The following is a 14,772-nucleotide window of genomic DNA, read 5'->3' on the forward strand; positions in this document are numbered from 1 at the left end:
TCCATTAAGTATCCTTAAGTGTATAGCAAATACTCTAAGACAGGACAGAGCTTGAATGAGTTTGCGAAATATCGCTTCTTGGAACTAAGTAAATAATAGTAGATTACTATAACTCGCTTAAAACTGAGCATACGAAATTTAAAAACGTTTAAATACAAACAAAAAGAGCATTGTATAGCCCGATATAAACCGTGCCTACAATGCTCTTTAAAGACTATTTTAAAATAACGAGGTTATTTTAGTGAGTCGTTAATTTCTTTTAGTGTTGCAACTGGATCTGCCGATTGGGTGATTGGGCGGCCTACAACTAAAAAATCGCTGCCATCTTCAACGGCTTGTTTTGGTGTCATGATGCGCTTTTGGTCGCCTGCATCGCTGCCTGCAGGGCGAATACCTGGAGTAACCAGTTTAAAGTCTGCGCCAAGTTCTGCTTTAAGCTTTTTCGCTTCTTGTGCTGAGCACACTACCCCATCAAGGCCTGATTCTTTGGCAAGGTTTGCTAAGTAAATTACTTGCTCTTCTGGTGTTTTATCTACACCTAAACGAGTAAGCTCTGCGGCATCCATACTGGTTAGTACGGTTACCGCAATCAGTAATGGTGCGTCATCACCAAACTGCTCTAAAGCTTGTTTTGCTTTAGTCATCATTTCAACGCCACCAGAGGCATGTACGTTAACCATCCACACACCCATTTTTGCAGCCGCTGTTACAGCTTTAGCCACTGTATTTGGAATATCGTGAAATTTTAGGTCTAAGAATACATCAAAACCTAAGTCGATTAGTTCCTTAACAAAGCTAGGACCAAAATACGTGAACATTTCTTTGCCTACTTTAAGGCGACACGTATCAGGCGATAATTGCTTTACAAACGCAAGAGCTGTTTGTTGATCATCATAATCAAGGGCAATTAATACTTTTTTTGAATCTTCGACAGACATAACTTTCCTAAAAACTAATGGACTAATATGAATTAAAAACCGTCTATGCCACGGCTTGGAACAATTGTTTCCCAGTGCTTACAAGATGGACATACCCAATAAATGGTATGACTGGTAAAGCCACAGTGTTGGCACTGAAAATCAGGTTTGGTTGCGATATAAGACGTAACTAGCTTATCAATTTGATCGAGTACATCTTTAATATCGTTGTTTTGTTTAGCTAGTAGCTGTAATAAAAAGCTAAAGCCACGAATAGTTGGGTGACGCTTTAAACTATCCGTTAAAAATTTAATTGCTTGCTCTATGTGACCTTGCTCAAGTAACGCTTGGCAGTGTTTTATTTTTATTAATACGCCACCTTTATCGAGCAGTTCATTGAGTAATTCGTAAAACTGATGCGTTAAATTGAGCTTTTGATAACTGAGCGCTAATTCTTCAATAAATACCGGCGCAAAAAACGTGAATTGGCTAATCAGCTCGCGCCAGTAGTAAATTGCTTTCACATAATCTTCTTTGGTGAAAGCACTATGGCCAAGCTCATACAGTGGGCGAATGGCTTTGTGGTTTAAGCTAATGGCTTTACGCATAATTTGCGTATCGTTATCTTGTAAGGCTGCTTCACAGTAAAAATTGGCAATCGCTTTTACATGCTGAGGTTTAGTGAACAACTCACTGTGGGCCTCGTACATGTTAATGCCCTTTTCCCATTCACGGGTTTGTGAATAAAGATTAATAATAGGCTCTAAGGCTTCTTTATAGCCTGCCTTAACAAGCCATACTAAATGCTCTTCTGCACCATCTAACAAGCCTGCCATAATGTAATCTTCAGCAAGTTCTAAGCGGCTGGTTGCAGCTTGTTGGTCATCAAGACTTGGATGTTTTAATAGCAGCTCATGAATTTTAATGGCGCGGTCAAGTTCGCCACGGCGGCGGAACATTGTTGCAAGCGTTGAATAGTGTTCAACTGAATCAGCGGCAACTTCGAGTAGGTTGATAAGGTGCTCTAAGCCTTGGTCTTCTTCTCTGTCTAAAAGAAATTTAAGGCCTTTAGAATATTCAGAGGTAATTTGGCGATTAAGCTGATGAGCTTGGTTTTTAGCGCTGTTTTTACCCATTATCCAACCGTAACCGGCTGCAACGGGTAAAAGTAAAAACAGAAGCTCAATCATGATTAGGTGTCTTTATTAGCAACAAGCTTTTTATTGTTTTTTTCAGGCGCTAATTTTTTCTTTAAGCGATAATTTTGCCACTTTAACTGAGAAAACAGTGTAAAGCTTATAAAACAACCAATTGCGACACCTAAAATAAAGCAGATACTTATTACAACAGCTAAGGGCAAAGTATTACTGGCGATTAAATAATTGATTTGCACCAATTGTGGATTCTGTGAACCAAGTACAAACGCAATAAATAAACACAGCGCAATTAATACAATTTTTAATACCCTAAACAAGTAACTACTCCTGTATAAAACTAGGCAATACTCGCATTTACGCGGTCACGTAATTCTTTACCTGGTTTAAAATGTGGTACGTGCTTACCGTCTAACTCAACTGTTTCGCCAGTCTTTGGATTACGACCTGTGCGAGGAGAACGATAATGCAATGAGAAACTTCCAAAGCCACGGATCTCGATGCGATCTGAGCTAGATAATGAGCCGGCCATTTGTTCAAGAATTTCTTTAACGGCATTTTCAACATCTTTCACAGGGATGTGTGCGTGTTGCTCGGCAAGTTGTTCTATCAATTCTGACTTAGTCATAGCGTTTCCTTAAAGAGTGGTAAAGGAAGGGCAAAACTGCCCTTCCAATTTTAAAAGACTAGATATTAGTCTTTTTGAGCATTTTTGAATGCTGCAGCCATAGCGTTTTCGAACGCTGGCTCTTCTTTCTTAAGCTTCTCTAGTACTTCTTTCTCTTCTGCTTCGAAAAGAGCTTTAACAGATAAGCTTAAAGTGCGGTTCTTACGATCAACACCAACGTATTTCGCTTCGATTTCGTCGCCTGCAGAAACTACAGTAGTAGCATCTTCAACACGCTCTTGAGCGATATCAGCTACACGGATGTAACCTTCAACGCCTTCGATTAGCTCAACAGTTGCGCCTTTCGCATCAACTTCAGTCACTTTACCTTTAACAATAGCACCTTTTTTGTTTGCGTCCAGGTAGTTATTGAATGGGTCAGCTTCGATTTGTTTAACGCCTAGAGAGATACGCTCACGCTCTGGGTCAACTTGTAATACGATAGCAGTGATTTCGTCGCCTTTCTTGAATTCACGAACAGCTTCTTCGCCTGGCGTGTTCCAAGAAATGTCTGAAAGGTGAACAAGACCGTCAATACCGCCTTCAAGACCGATGAAGATACCGAAGTCAGTGATTGATTTGATCTTACCAGTAACTTGGTCGCCTTTGTTTTGTAGACGAGCAAATTCTTGCCATGGGTTAGCAATACATTGCTTAAGACCAAGAGAAATACGACGACGCTCTTCGTCGATTTCAAGAACCATAACTTCAACAGTGTCACCTAGTGAAACAACTTTTGAAGGGTGGATGTTCTTGTTAGTCCAATCCATTTCAGAAACGTGTACTAGACCTTCTACGCCTTCTTCGATTTCAACGAAACAACCGTAGTCAGTAAGGTTAGTTACACGACCAGAAAGCTTAGAACCTTCTGGGTAACGACCAGCGATAGCTGCCCATGGATCTTCGCCAAGCTGTTTAAGGCCTAGAGATACACGAGTCTTTTCTTTGTCGAATTTAAGAACTTTAACTGCGATTTCGTCGCCAACATTAACGATTTCTGAAGGGTGCTTAACACGCTTCCACGCCATGTCTGTGATGTGTAGTAGACCGTCAACACCACCAAGGTCAACGAACGCACCGTAGTCTGTAAGGTTCTTAACGATACCTTTAACTTCTTGACCTTCAACAAGGTTAGCAAGAAGTTCTTCACGCTCTTGTGAGTTCTCTGATTCGATAACTGCACGGCGAGAAACAACAACGTTGTTACGTTTTTGGTCAAGCTTGATTACTTTGAACTCAAGCTCTTTACCTTCAAGGTGAGTTGTGTCACGTACTGGACGAACATCAACAAGTGAACCAGGTAGGAAGGCACGGATTGAATCAACTTCAACAGTGAAACCGCCTTTAACTTTACCGTTGATAACACCAGTAACAGTCTCTTGCTCTTCACATGCTTTTTCTAAGCGGATCCACGCTTCGTGACGCTTCGCTTTCTCACGAGAAAGGATAGTTTCACCGAAACCGTCTTCGATTGCGTCTAAAGCAACATCTACTTCGTCGCCAACAGCAACTTCTAGTTCACCAGCAGCATTTTTGAATTGCTCAGCAGGGATTGCACTTTCAGATTTAAGACCAGCATCAACAAGTACGATGTTGTTCTCGATTGAGATAACAGTACCTTTAACGATAGAGCCTTGCTCTGCTTCAAAACCCTTAAGGCTTTCTTCAAATAACTGCGCAAAATTTTCTGACATTATACGTCTCTAAATAATTAAATAACCAATTAGCAACCATGCTGCATGGGGTTGTTAAAATAGCACTAGCTTCCTGCCGGCACCTTAATAAATTACTTTTAAGCTTTTGGAAGCTTTCCTGCAAGTACTGCTTCGTCGAGTAAAGTTACAACTTTATCAAACACTTGCATTGCATTAAGCTCGCTAGTATCGAGCTCAATGGCGTCTTCTGCAGGAACAAGCGGCGCAACTTCACGCGTCATATCACGGTGATCGCGAGCTTTTATGTCCTCAAGTAGACCACCTAGTGTAACATCAAGACCGCGTTCGTTCAACTCAGCAAAGCGACGACGAGCGCGCTCTTCAGCTGATGCGGTTAAATAAATCTTCAATGGTGCATCAGGGAACACAACTGTGCCCATGTCACGACCATCGGCAATTAAGCCGCTCTCAGTACGAAACGCACGTTGACGACGTAATAATGCTTCTCTCACCCGTGGTAATGCAGCAATCTTTGATGCCGCAGCACCCACTTCTTCGTTACGAATTGTGGTTGTGACGTCTTCGCCTTCCAATACAATTTTAGAAGTATGCGTTTGGCTATCGACCAAAAACTGCACATCTAAGTTTGCAGCTAGCGGTACTAGCGCATCTTCATTATCTAGTTCAATTTGATGATGAAGCGCTGCAAGTGACAGCACACGGTAAATCGCTCCACTGTCTAATACATCCCAACCTAATTTCTCGGCTAACAAGCGACAAACAGTTCCTTTACCTGAACCACTTGGGCCATCGATGGTGATTACGGGCATTGATAACGCCTGCATTTATAACCTCCTGCAATGCACACCAAAATAAAACCGCGATATTATACGCCAGTTCTAGAAATAGATCCGCATTTAGAATGTAACTTTTTATATTTTCTTCTGTTTTATTGACTTGAGACAGACTCTAGTACTTTGAAAAACGTTGGAAAAGTTTTGTATGTACACTTAGGATCGTTAATGGTTATCGGCTTTCCGCCAACGGCAACCATTGCAAAACACATGGCAATACGGTGATCGTTATAGGTATCAATCGCTACATCGTTAAATGTTTCTGGTGGTGTAATTTCGATGAAATCTTCACCTTCAACCACTTCTGCACCAACTTTACGAAGCTCAGTCGCCATGGCATATAGGCGATCTGTTTCTTTTACACGCCAGTTATAGATATTACGAATAGCTGTTTTACCTTTAGCAAAAAGCGCAACAGTGGCGAGTGTCATTGCCGCATCTGGAATTGCATTGGCATCAATATCGACAGCGTTTAGCTCGCCTTTACGAACCACCAGCTTTTCATCATACCAATCGATTTTGGCGCCTACTTGCTCCATAACTTTGGCAAAACCAATATCACCTTGAACAGATGCCGCACCTACCCCGTTAATTTCAATTTCGCCACCTGCTATTGCAGCCGCCGCAACAAAATAAGAGGCGCTTGATGCATCACCTTCAACCATAATGCGCTCAAGTGCTTGATACTGCTGACAGCCTTTAACGTAAAATGTTTCGTAATTGTCATGGCTTACTGTAACGCCAAAACGCTTCATTACATCTAGGGTAATGTCAATGTAAGGCTTTGATACCAGTGTACCTTTAATGGTAATTTCTGTATCGCCATTAAATAATGGTGCTGCCATTAGTAACGCTGTTAAGAACTGGCTAGAAATGCTGCCATCAATTGCAACTTTGCCACCGTTGATTTTGCCGCCTTTAATGGCCAGTGGTGGATAATCTTTATGCTTAAGGTATTCAACATCACCACCCAGTGCTTGCAGTGCATCTACCAAATGGCCAATTGGGCGCTCTTCCATGCGAGGCTCGCCCACCAGCTGGTACTCGCCTTCTACAGCTGCTAAAACGGCTGTAAGTGGACGATAAGCAGTACCGGCATTACCTAAAAATAAAGGCTCGCTCGGAGTTTTAAATTTACCTGCAACACCCTCTACGGTGGCCACTGTTTTATCTTCATTAAGCGAAACATTTACGCCTAAAAGATTTAATGCACCTAGCATGTGACGAATATCATCACTATCTAATAGGTTTTCAACAACCGTTGTGCCCTCTGCAAGAGCAGCAAGCAGTAAGATACGGTTTGATAAGCTTTTTGAGCCTGGTAGTGTCACACTACCATTTACCTTTGTAATCGGTTCAAGACGAAGCTGTTCCATAATTAGCTGTTCTCCTTGGCGAATTTTTCCATAAAATTAACCAAGGCTTGAACACCTTCAAGTGGCATCGCATTATAAATGCTTGCGCGCATACCACCGACAATACGGTGACCTTCAAGGGCTAATAAGCCTGCTTCTTTTGACTCACTAATGAATTTATCATTCAGTGATTCGTCGTTTAACCAAAACGGTACGTTCATACGCGAACGGCAATGCTTAGCAACTTTGTTGCTATAAAAATCTGAGCTATCAATGTAGCTGTAAAGAAGTTCTGCTTTTGCGATGTTTTGTTCTTCCATCGCTTTAACGCCGCCGTTTGCTTCAAGCCACTCAAATACTTCAGCAGCTAAATACCACGCAAATGTAGGTGGTGTGTTATACATGCTGCCTTGTTTTGCTTCTAAGGCGTAATCAAGAATACCTGGCTTTGCAAGCCCTTCACGCTCTAATAGCGTTTTACGTACAATAACAATCGATAAACCAGATGGGCCAATATTCTTTTGTGCGCCAGCGTAAATAAGATCAAACTGATTTACGTCAAACTCACGCGATAAAATAGTCGATGACATATCAGCCACAATCGGTGCTGATGGGTGTGATGGTACGTCAAAAATTTCTATGCCATCTACGGTTTCATTCGGACAATAGTGAATGTATGACGCATCAGCTGGTAATTCCCAGCTGCTTGCTGGTTTTATAGAGAACTGGCCATTTTGCTGCTCATCATCACGTACATTGATGCTTTCAACTGCAGTGAATTTTGCCGCTTCTGAAGTAGCCCCTTTAGACCACACACCGTTTTCACAGTACACGGCTGGCTTATCATCAAGGTGAAGATTCAATGGTACAGCACTGAATTGACCACGGCCACCGCCGTGCATAAATAACACTTCAAACTCATCGCTAATATTCATTAAACGACGCAGGCTTGCTTCACATTTAGTGGTAAGCGCTAAAAAGTCGCTGCTGCGATGGCTAATTTCCATCACAGAGACACCTAAACCTTGCCAATCTATAAATTCTTTTTGTGCTTTTTGCATAACTGCCGGCGGTAGCATTGCCGGTCCTGCACAAAAATTATACTTAGTCATTACTTTGCCTCATTCCAGTAATTATAGTGCGGATAAAAAAAGCGGCCGAAGCCGCTTTTTAAATCAATGTTATTCTGAAGGTGGGTTATCACCCGTTTCTTCAGTATTGGTATCGACTACTTCAACGGCCTCGCCTTCGATGGCTTCAAGCTCATCAACTTCGATTTCTTCGATACGTTGTAAACCAACTACTTGCTCTTCGTCAATAGTTCGTATCAAAATAACGCCTTGAGTATTACGACCAACCGTAGAAACCTCGTTTACACGGGTACGTACTAAGGTACCGCGATTAGAGATAATCATGATTTCGTCGTTATCGTCAACTTGTACTGCACCAACCACAGCGCCATTACGCTCGCTTACTTTGATTGATACAACACCTTGTGTTGCACGGCTCTTCGATGGGTAATCTTCAAGTGCTGTACGCTTACCGTAACCGTTTTCTGTCACAGTTAGGATTGCACCATCTGACTTAGGTACGATTAACGACACAACGCGTTGGTCGTCAGCCATCTTAATACCACGAACACCTGTTGCTGTACGACCCATTGGACGTACACCTTTGAAGCGGATTTCTGGGTTACCGTTTTCGTCTAGAACTGGGTTACCGTTTTCATCAACAACTTCTGACTCTTCTGCTTCTTTAAAGCGAACAACTTTACCAGCATCAGTGAATAGCATGATTTCATTCGTGCCATCAGTGATATCAACACCAATTAGGCTATCGCCTTCATTTAGGTTAACAGCGATGATACCGCTCGCACGTTGACGGCTGTATGCTGTAAGTGGTGTTTTCTTAACTGTACCAAACGCAGTTGCCATGAAGATGAATTTATCTTCTTCGTACTCACGTACTGGTAAGATAGCTGTAATACGCTCATCAGCTTCAAGTGGTAATAAGTTAACAATTGGCTTACCACGCGCTGCACGGCTTGCTAATGGTAACTGATATACTTTCAACCAGTATAAGCGACCTGCTGTTGAGAAACATAAGATTGTATCGTGCGTGTTAGCAACTAATAGACGTTCTATGAAGTCTTCATCTTTCATCTTCGTTGCTGATTTACCTTTACCACCACGACGCTGTGCTTCGTAGTCAGATAATGGTTGATACTTAACGTAACCTTCGTGAGAAAGCGTTACGACAACGTCTTCTTCATTGATTAGGTCTTCAAGGCTAATATCGTGAGCAGCTGCACTGATTTCAGTACGACGTTCGTCACCATATTGTTCTTTAATTTCTACTAGCTCGTCGCGGATAACTTCCATTAGACGCTCTGGGCTTGAAAGAATGTGTAAAAGCTCAGCAATTAGATCAAGTAAGTTTTGGTACTCGTCTAAGATCTTCTCATGCTCAAGACCTGTTAGTTTGTGTAAACGTAGGTCTAGAATTGCCTGTGCTTGTTGCTCAGATAAATAGTACTGACCGTCACGAATACCTAGTTCAGCCGCTAACCAATCAGGACGTGCTACGTTATCTTCACCCGCTTTTTCAAGCATCGCTTTAACAGTGCCTAGTTCCCAAGGACGTGCTGTTAGTGCAGCTTTTGCTTCTGCTGGTGTTGGTGACTTACGAATAAGTTCGATAATTGGGTCGATATTCGCAAGGGCAATCGCTAGGCCTTCAAGCGTGTGAGCACGGTCACGGGCTTTACGTAAATCGAATACAGTTCGACGTGTAACAACTTCACGACGGTGCACGATAAACGCTTCAAGCATTTCTTTTAGGTTGAAACACTTAGGTTGGTTGTTATCAAGTGCAACCATGTTCATACCAAACACAGTTTGTAACTGAGTTTGTGCATATAGGTTGTTTAAGATTACTTCACCAACATCACCACGTTTGATTTCGATAACGATACGCATACCGTCTTTATCTGATTCGTCACGTAGTGCGCTAATACCTTCAATCTTCTTATCTTTAACAAGCTCTGCGATCTTCTCAATAAGGCGTGCTTTGTTAACTTGATAAGGGATTTCGTGAACGATGATTGTTTCACGACCGGTTTTTTCGTCAACTTCGATTTCAGCGCGAGCACGGATATATACTTTACCACGACCGGTTAAGTACGCTTGCTCAATGCCTTTTTTACCATTGATAATCGCCGCAGTCGGGAAATCTGGACCCGGGATATATTCAATAAGCTCAGCAATTGACATATCAGGGTTTTGAATAAGCGCTAAACAACCATTGATAACTTCTGTTAAGTTATGAGGTGGAATGTTAGTCGCCATACCAACCGCGATACCCGAAGAACCATTTACTAATAAGTTAGGTACTTTAGTAGGTAATACGTCAGGAATTTGCTCAGTACCGTCGTAGTTCGGTACGTAATCAACCGTTTCTTTTTCTAAATCAGCTAATAATTCATGTGACATTTTCGCCATACGGACTTCCGTATAACGCATTGCTGCCGCAGAGTCACCGTCAACAGAACCAAAGTTACCTTGGCCGTCAACAAGCATGTAGCGTAATGAGAAAGGCTGCGCCATACGAACGATGGTGTCATATACCGCGCTGTCGCCATGTGGGTGGTACTTACCGATTACATCACCAACAACACGTGCTGATTTCTTGTAAGGTTTATTCCAATCATTATTGAGTTCGTTCATTGCAAACAGAACGCGGCGGTGAACTGGCTTTAAGCCGTCACGTACGTCTGGCAATGCACGTCCTACGATTACACTCATCGCGTAATCAAGGTAGGAGTTTTTTAATTCATCTTCAATATTGACTGGCAGAATTTCATTGGCGAGATCAGTCATTTGATTTCACATTCCTTCAGTATTGACTCATTAAGAGGCAAACCGCCGTCTTAAGAGCTTTAGTTATTATTTCCAGACCATGCTATCACAATTTATTTAGATTTACAGGCGCTAAATCTTTGCGATTTATTAATTTCCCCCTATATAATGGCCTCAGATTAACGAGGAAGTTTTTTATGACCGAGCATCAAAATGTAGATAATGCAGAAATTGCAAAGTTTGAAGCCATCGCAGAACGTTGGTGGGACCGCGACGGAGAGTTCAAACCCCTTCATGAAATAAATCCTCTACGTTTGGATTTTGTCGCTGATAAAGTAGGCGGCTTATTTGATAAGGAAACCTTAGATGTTGGCTGTGGTGGCGGCATCTTAAGTGAAAGTATGGCGCGTATGGGCGCTAAAGTAACCGGCATCGATATGGGCCAAGAGCCACTTACCGTTGCTAAGTTACATAGTTTAGAAACAGGCGTACCTGTTGATTATATAAAGGTACCTGCAGAGCAATTTGCTGCTGAGCACCCTGCTCGCTTTGATGTTGTGACCTGTATGGAAATGCTTGAGCATGTTCCAGATCCTGCTTCTATTATTCGTGCTGTAGCAAAGCTTGCTAAACCGGGCGCCGATGTATTCTTTTCAACATTAAATAAAACACCAAAAGCTTATTTGTTTGCTATTGTCGGTGCTGAAAAGCTTTTAAAGATGGTCCCTGAAGGTACTCATGACCATAAAAAGTTCATCAAACCTGCACAGCTTATTGCATGGGCAGAAGAAGCGGGATTAAAAGTACGCGCCAGTACCGGCCTTAACTATAACCCGTTTTCTAAGCAGTACAGCTTAAATGATGATGTAAGTGTTAATTACATCCTGCACTTTGAGAAACTAGCCTGATGAGTGGTGTACAAACACCCTCTATCGATTTTGATGCTTTTATCTTTGATTTAGATGGCACACTACTCGATACCGCAGATGACTTAGGTGGCGCATTGAACCGCGTGTTAGCAGATGCCAATGTGGCGCCTGTTGCTGAGCATGTTTATCGCCCTGCTGCGTCTAACGGTGCAAATGCATTATTAGAAGTAGGGTTTGGGGATAAATGGCCCGAACTTGAACAACTCGCCTTGCGCCAGCAGCTTCTTGACTACTACGCCGAAGATATTGCTGTGCACAGTAAATGTTTCAATGGCATCGAACAGCTTTTAATTGCACTTGAGCAAAACAATATTAAGTGGGGCATTATGACTAATAAGCCCGGCTTTTTAACTGAGCCCTTAGTGCAAGCTATTCCCTCCTTGCGTGATGCAAAGGCAGTTGTGAGTGGCGATACATTAGCTGTGTCAAAACCATCACCGGATCCACTATTACACACTGCTGAGATCTTAGATGTTGATCCGAGCCGTTGTTTGTATATCGGTGATGCTGAACGTGATATTCAAGCTGCAAAAGCGGCCAATATGTACAGCGCAACAGCGTTATGGGGTTATATACCCAGTGTAGACGCTGCACTTGGCTGGCAAGCGGATTTCAATTGGCAAACGCCAATAGATGGTTTTAACCATATATAGTGTTATTTGATAACTGAAACACCATATATTGTGATTTGATTTACTTTTGAGCATTCATTGATGATAAAAAAATCAGTCAAAATTTATTTTTAAAAACGGTAAATTTTCTGGATCTTTTGTTGATTTCTACAAATTTCGTCGTCTATGAATGTTCAAAGGTTAATGGTCACTAACACAATGCGTTTATCCAATAGTTATCCACAAAGTGGGGCAATTCTATCCCTTGCAAAACAGCGCAGACCACACTATCTTGTGATCTGCAATTTAAACAACACCAGATATTGTGGCTAAATGTTATTCAATTAGATCACCCTGGCGTTTAATAATAATAATTACATAAAGAATACCTTTGTCTTTACAACTATAATTTCCCAAGGAATACAGGCAAAACTATGAACCAACAGCTATCTGTAAGCAAACGTGACGGCCGTAAAGAGTCACTTGATCTAGATAAGATCCATCGCGTGATCGCTTGGGCCGCAGAAGGTCTAGAGAATGTGTCTGTCTCACAAGTTGAATTAAAATCACATATTCAATTTTATGACGGCATTCGTACCGATGACATTCATGAAACAATCATCAAAGCTGCAGCTGATCAGATCTCTAAAGATACGCCTGATTACCAATACCTAGCTGCTCGCTTAGCTGTATTCCATTTACGTAAAAAAGCGTACGGTCAATTTGAGCCACCACGCTTATACGATCACATCACGAAATTAGTTGAAGACAAGCGTTATGATCAACACCTACTTGTTGATTATACCGAGCAAGAAATTGACGAGTTAGATGCTTACATCGATCACAACCGTGACTTAAACTTCAGCTACGCTGCTGTAAAGCAACTTGAAGGTAAGTATTTAGTTCAAAACCGTGTTACTGGTGAAATCTACGAAAGTGCACAGTTTTTATATATCTTAGTGGCTGCAAGCTTATTCTCTGATTATCCAAAAGAGACACGCCTTGATTACATCAAGCGTTTTTATGATGCAGTATCTACATTCAAAATTTCATTACCTACCCCTATCATGGCAGGTGTACGTACCCCTACACGTCAGTTCAGCTCATGTGTACTTATTGAATGTGGTGATAGCCTAGATTCTATCAATGCAACATCGTCTGCGATTGTTAAATACGTTTCGCAACGTGCGGGTATTGGTATTAATGCCGGTCGCATCCGTGCCCTTGGTAGCCCTATTCGTAACGGCGAAGCGTACCACACAGGTTGTATTCCGTTTTATAAGCACTTCCAAACAGCAGTTAAGAGCTGTTCACAAGGTGGTGTTCGTGGCGGCGCAGCAACGTTGTTCTACCCACTTTGGCACTTAGAAGTTGAAAACCTACTTGTTCTTAAGAACAACCGTGGTGTTGATGATAACCGTGTACGTCACCTTGACTACGGTGTGCAGTTCAATAAATTAATGTATAGCCGTTTAATCAAAGACGATTACATCACATTATTTAGCCCTTCAGATGTACCGGGTCTATACGATGCATTCTTTGAAGATCAAGCAAAGTTTGATGAGCTATACATCAAATACGAGCAAGACGAGTCAATTCGTAAAAAACGTATTAAGGCGATTGAGTTATTCTCAATGTTTGCACAAGAGCGTGCGAGCACAGGTCGTATCTACTTACAAAACGTTGACCACTGTAATACGCACAGCCCGTTCATCTCGACTGTGGCACCAATTCGTCAATCTAACTTATGTTTAGAAATTGCATTACCAACTAAGCCACTTAGCAATGTAATGGATGAAGAAGGTGAAATTGCACTTTGTACGCTGTCGGCGTTTAACTTAGGTGCAATTGAATCACTTGACGAATTAGAGGAACTTGCTGAACTTGCAGTACGTGCTCTTGATAACTTACTTGATTTCCAAGACTACCCTGTTCCTGCGGCGAAAAACGCAACTATGGGTCGTCGTACGCTAGGTATTGGTGTTATTAACTACGCGTACTACTTAGCGAAAAATGGTAAGCGTTACTCAGATGGCAGCGCAAATGCCCTAACTCACAAAACATTTGAAGCAATTCAATATTACCTAATGAAAGCATCAAATGAGTTAGCTAAAGAACGTGGTGCGTGTCCTAAATTTAACGAGACAACGTATTCTCAAGGCATTATGCCAACAGATACTTACAAGCGTGACCTAGATCAGTTCTGTGAAGAGCCGCTTCACTTAGATTGGGACTCATTACGCGAAAGCATTAAAGAGCACGGTATGCGTAACTCTACGCTATCTGCCCTAATGCCTTCAGAGACATCATCGCAAATCTCTAACGCAACAAATGGTATTGAACCACCACGTGGTCATATCAGCGTTAAAGCAAGTAAAGATGGTATCTTAAAGCAAGTAGTGCCAGATTATGAAAATCTGAAAGATAACTACGAGCTACTGTGGGATATTCCTTCAAACGATGGTTACCTACAACTTGTTGGTATTATGCAAAAATTCGTTGACCAAACGATCTCTGCAAACACTAACTATGATCCATCTAAGTACGAAGGCGGTAAAGTACCTATGAAGGTGCTATTAAAAGACCTACTGACTGCGTATAAACTTGGTGTTAAAACCCTGTACTATCACAACACACGTGATGGTGCATCAGACTCTCAAGATGAGTTAACACCAGAGGTAGAAGATGACGGTTGTGCAGGCGGCGCTTGTAAAATCTAATTAAATTAATAACATAACAAAAGCGGGCTCATTAGCCCGCTTTGTCCTGACTG

The 14,772-nt window shown here is 41.9% G+C and carries 12 protein-coding genes; 3 read left to right on the forward strand and 9 right to left on the reverse strand.

The features are described from left to right. Positions 1-233: 233 nt before the first annotated feature. From pyrF to gyrA, 9 genes are all read right to left on the reverse strand, one after another. Positions 234-938: an orotidine-5'-phosphate decarboxylase gene (pyrF, locus tag AOG26_RS05335; RefSeq protein ID WP_054561549.1), complete on the reverse strand. Its 705-nt coding sequence runs from the start codon at positions 936-938 to the stop codon at positions 234-236. 32 nt (positions 939-970) lie between these two features. Beyond that, positions 971-2,107 (reverse strand): lipopolysaccharide assembly protein LapB, encoded by a 1,137-nt coding sequence (lapB, locus tag AOG26_RS05340; RefSeq protein ID WP_054561550.1) that lies wholly within the window; start codon positions 2,105-2,107, stop codon positions 971-973. 2 nt (positions 2,108-2,109) lie between these two features. Continuing rightward, on the reverse strand, positions 2,110-2,391 hold the full coding sequence (locus AOG26_RS05345; protein WP_054551349.1) for a lipopolysaccharide assembly protein LapA domain-containing protein: 282 nt from the start codon (positions 2,389-2,391) through the stop codon (positions 2,110-2,112). A 20-nt stretch (positions 2,392-2,411) separates the two neighbouring features. After that, positions 2,412-2,699 (reverse strand): integration host factor subunit beta, encoded by a 288-nt coding sequence (gene ihfB, locus AOG26_RS05350; RefSeq protein WP_036968575.1) that lies wholly within the window; start codon positions 2,697-2,699, stop codon positions 2,412-2,414. A 65-nt stretch (positions 2,700-2,764) separates the two neighbouring features. Further along, on the reverse strand, positions 2,765-4,432 hold the full coding sequence (rpsA, locus tag AOG26_RS05355) for a 30S ribosomal protein S1 (protein WP_054551350.1): 1,668 nt from the start codon (positions 4,430-4,432) through the stop codon (positions 2,765-2,767). A gap of 98 nt (positions 4,433-4,530) precedes the next feature. After that, on the reverse strand, positions 4,531-5,238 hold the full coding sequence (gene cmk, locus AOG26_RS05360) for a (d)CMP kinase (RefSeq protein ID WP_054561551.1): 708 nt from the start codon (positions 5,236-5,238) through the stop codon (positions 4,531-4,533). A gap of 104 nt (positions 5,239-5,342) precedes the next feature. Continuing rightward, positions 5,343-6,623 (reverse strand): 3-phosphoshikimate 1-carboxyvinyltransferase, encoded by a 1,281-nt coding sequence (gene aroA / locus AOG26_RS05365; protein WP_054561552.1) that lies wholly within the window; start codon positions 6,621-6,623, stop codon positions 5,343-5,345. A gap of 2 nt (positions 6,624-6,625) precedes the next feature. Further along, positions 6,626-7,714, reverse strand: a complete 1,089-nt coding sequence (gene serC / locus AOG26_RS05370; RefSeq protein ID WP_054561553.1) for a 3-phosphoserine/phosphohydroxythreonine transaminase — start codon at positions 7,712-7,714, stop codon at positions 6,626-6,628. A gap of 69 nt (positions 7,715-7,783) precedes the next feature. Continuing rightward, positions 7,784-10,480, reverse strand: a complete 2,697-nt coding sequence (gyrA, locus tag AOG26_RS05375) for a DNA topoisomerase (ATP-hydrolyzing) subunit A (protein ID WP_054561554.1) — start codon at positions 10,478-10,480, stop codon at positions 7,784-7,786. Positions 10,481-10,656: 176 nt separating this feature from the next. Here gyrA and ubiG point away from each other — a divergent pair, with 176 nt between their 5' ends. The 3 genes from ubiG (at position 10,657) to nrdA (ending at position 14,719) form a co-directional block, all read left to right on the forward strand. Beyond that, positions 10,657-11,367, forward strand: a complete 711-nt coding sequence (gene ubiG / locus AOG26_RS05380) for a bifunctional 2-polyprenyl-6-hydroxyphenol methylase/3-demethylubiquinol 3-O-methyltransferase UbiG (protein WP_054561555.1) — start codon at positions 10,657-10,659, stop codon at positions 11,365-11,367. After that, a complete protein-coding gene (locus AOG26_RS05385; RefSeq protein ID WP_054561556.1) occupies positions 11,367-12,041 on the forward strand; it encodes an HAD family hydrolase in 675 nt (224 codons plus the stop codon). The genes ubiG and AOG26_RS05385 overlap by 1 nt, the downstream gene beginning before the upstream one ends. Before the next feature lie 392 nt (positions 12,042-12,433). Continuing rightward, positions 12,434-14,719 carry a class 1a ribonucleoside-diphosphate reductase subunit alpha gene (gene nrdA / locus AOG26_RS05390; RefSeq protein ID WP_054561557.1) on the forward strand — a complete coding sequence of 762 codons (2,286 nt, stop codon included), beginning with the start codon at positions 12,434-12,436 and terminating at the stop codon, positions 14,717-14,719. Positions 14,720-14,772: the final 53 nt, after the last annotated feature.

Origin of the sequence: Pseudoalteromonas sp. UCD-33C (assembly GCF_001306895.1) — a bacterium.
Taxonomy (GTDB): Bacteria; Pseudomonadota; Gammaproteobacteria; order Enterobacterales; family Alteromonadaceae; genus Pseudoalteromonas.

What these genes read in the sequence shown, in the direction of transcription:
- ihfB (WP_036968575.1), bottom strand. Translation starts at nt 2,699, where the DNA reads ATGACTAAGTCAGAATTGATAGAACAACTTGCCGAGCAACACGCACAC.
- AOG26_RS05385 (WP_054561556.1), top strand. Translation starts at nt 11,367, where the DNA reads ATGAGTGGTGTACAAACACCCTCTATCGATTTTGATGCTTTTATCTTT.
- pyrF (WP_054561549.1), bottom strand. Translation starts at nt 938, where the DNA reads ATGTCTGTCGAAGATTCAAAAAAAGTATTAATTGCCCTTGATTATGAT.
- ubiG (WP_054561555.1), top strand. Translation starts at nt 10,657, where the DNA reads ATGACCGAGCATCAAAATGTAGATAATGCAGAAATTGCAAAGTTTGAA.
- lapB (WP_054561550.1), bottom strand. Translation starts at nt 2,107, where the DNA reads ATGATTGAGCTTCTGTTTTTACTTTTACCCGTTGCAGCCGGTTACGGT.
- cmk (WP_054561551.1), bottom strand. Translation starts at nt 5,238, where the DNA reads ATGCAGGCGTTATCAATGCCCGTAATCACCATCGATGGCCCAAGTGGT.
- serC (WP_054561553.1), bottom strand. Translation starts at nt 7,714, where the DNA reads ATGACTAAGTATAATTTTTGTGCAGGACCGGCAATGCTACCGCCGGCA.
- nrdA (WP_054561557.1), top strand. Translation starts at nt 12,434, where the DNA reads ATGAACCAACAGCTATCTGTAAGCAAACGTGACGGCCGTAAAGAGTCA.
- aroA (WP_054561552.1), bottom strand. Translation starts at nt 6,623, where the DNA reads ATGGAACAGCTTCGTCTTGAACCGATTACAAAGGTAAATGGTAGTGTG.
- rpsA (WP_054551350.1), bottom strand. Translation starts at nt 4,432, where the DNA reads ATGTCAGAAAATTTTGCGCAGTTATTTGAAGAAAGCCTTAAGGGTTTT.
- gyrA (WP_054561554.1), bottom strand. Translation starts at nt 10,480, where the DNA reads ATGACTGATCTCGCCAATGAAATTCTGCCAGTCAATATTGAAGATGAA.